Source organism: Streptococcus sp. HMSC064D12 (genome assembly GCF_001837205.1).
Lineage (GTDB): Bacteria > Bacillota > Bacilli > Lactobacillales > Streptococcaceae > Streptococcus > Streptococcus salivarius_D.
On sequence record NZ_KV831723.1, the window covers coordinates 1 to 2,240 of the forward strand.

A 2,240-nucleotide genomic window follows, 5' to 3' on the forward strand; every position below is an offset into this window, starting at 1 on the left:
TTTGTGAAGTTTAAAATGTACTTTCTTTTCCATGATAATTCTCCTTTCATTTTAAACTGTCGTTATTGAGAAGGAGTCTCTATAACTTCATTAACTAATGAGTGTTCCGTTTCCGTCCGCATCAAAATGATAGGTTTCCCCTTTAATAGTAATGTCAATATTTGACAAACGGGCACCTGAGTTAGCATCGTAGTAGTGGATTTTACCATCAACGGTGACTAGTTCTCCCTTGGCTTGTTTACCGTTACTATGGAAGTAGACAGGAACATTGTCAATGGTTTGTTCACCGGTCAAGGCGTACCAGTTTGGACCAAAGTAATACCAACTACCTTCCCATTCATGGTATTGATTTTTAAGAGCAGCGCCTGTTGCTTCATCCAGATAGTAGATGTGGCTACTGTTAGGGATAGTATCACTGTAATACGCATAGATGAGCTCATCTCTACTTTGCATTCCGTAGTAGTATTTACGAGTAGGAAGTCCAAAGTAGTAGAGTTCGCCATCGATAACTTGAACGGAGACTAATTTGTTTCCCTTACCGTCTAAATAATACCAGTGATTATCTTTGGTTTTAACGAAACCAGCTTTTGTGACTTTTTTACCATCAAATCCGATATAGTCTCCACTATCTCCGTGGCCTGTGAATTCTCCGAAGGCCTGATGACCATCTCCAACGATAAGATTCACTTCTTCACCATGAACAATATGTGTTCCTGAGTAAACTTTTCTACCATCTTGACCAACATAATAGCGTTTGCCATCGACTTCGACGATTTGGTCTCGGACAGCAGCACCTGTGTCTTTGTCATAAAAATGATCAGCATTGGCAAAAATACCTTTGGCTTGGACACCGTCTTTATCAAAATAGACTTCTACACCACCTATAGTTTGAGCACCAATTAATTTATCGCCCTTATCATTGACATAGTACCATTTGCCATCTTTTTCGACATAACGGTTGGTAACGAGGGCTCCACTATCTTTATCATAATAATGGCCGTTTGGCGCAAAGTCCCCTTTAACTTGAGAATAGTCATCACGGAAGAAGACATTGACATAATCTATCACTTGTTCACCCTTTAAAGGATAACTAGATTTATCAACATAGTACCATTTACCTCCAGCAGTAACATAACTATTTTTGGCTGTAACTGGAGTCAATTTACCATTTTCATCTGCAATTGATGTTGGGTATCTATCATCTACAGCAATAAAAGTGAAAGCATTGGTGAGGATAGCACCTCTTACGCCGTTAATGTATTTAGAAAACTGAGCATAGTACCAGTTTCCATCAACTTGGAACAGTGGGTTTGGGCTGCCAGGGACATCATCTCTTAGTGAACCAGATTCATCAAAATAGTAGAGTTGTCCATTAATTCGCTTGAATCCATGAACAACATGTCCATTTTCATCAGCATAAACGGAAGGTGTCCAGAGGTATCCTCTCAGGTACATGTATCTGATTTTACCCCAGCCATTATAGACTTTTTGTCCCTGTTCATTGTAATAACTTTCAGTACCATCAGGATTCTTGAATTTAGAATAATAGACCATGTCTGGTTGGAAGTAGTACTCTTTACCGTCGATGGTTTTAGGGCCAGTGTAAATATTACCGTCATTGTCATAGTAGTAATAAATGTCGTCGCTGGTTCCGTTAATGTAGCGAGTACTATGATAGAGGGCAATCTTATTATTCCAAAGTTCGCCATTTTCAGGATGGAAATAATATCCTTTACCCTCAATAACTACTCTTTGTCCTTTTGTTTGAAGCCCCTTGTCATTAAAGTGGTAAGTTTTGTCTCCAATTTCTTGAAGGCCAGTCACTTTTTCACCTGTCTTATCTACATAATACCAGTGGTTATCGCCAGTAGTAACAAAAGATTCAGTTGTTAGATGTCCAAGTTCACCATCATAATAATGTCCATCTTGGGCAAAGTTTCCTTTGACCTGTTTACCATCCTTGTCAAAATAGACATGCTGTCCATCAATTAGGTTTGGACCTGTCAGATCCTTGCCATCTTTTTTGTAATGCCAATTGCCTTGTTCATCACTATACCATTGACCACCCGTGATATTCTTTTCAGCAGAGGGAACTTGAGAATTAGGGGTATCAGTATCACTAGTTGTTGGTGACGAATTCTCAGTTGTAACACTCTCACTAGTCGTTGCACTTACCTCAGAATGTGTAGTTTCAGAATTAGCTACTTCCGAACTAGCTGTACTTGTGACTTCAGAGCTTG

1 protein-coding gene is annotated in these 2,240 nt (G+C 39.2%); it reads right to left on the minus strand.

The features are described 5' to 3' along the window. Nucleotides 1-90 precede the first annotated feature (90 nt). Nucleotides 91-2,240: glucosyl transferase (locus tag HMPREF2697_RS01875; RefSeq protein WP_070849394.1), on the minus strand; the 2,150-nt coding region annotated here is incomplete at its 5' end.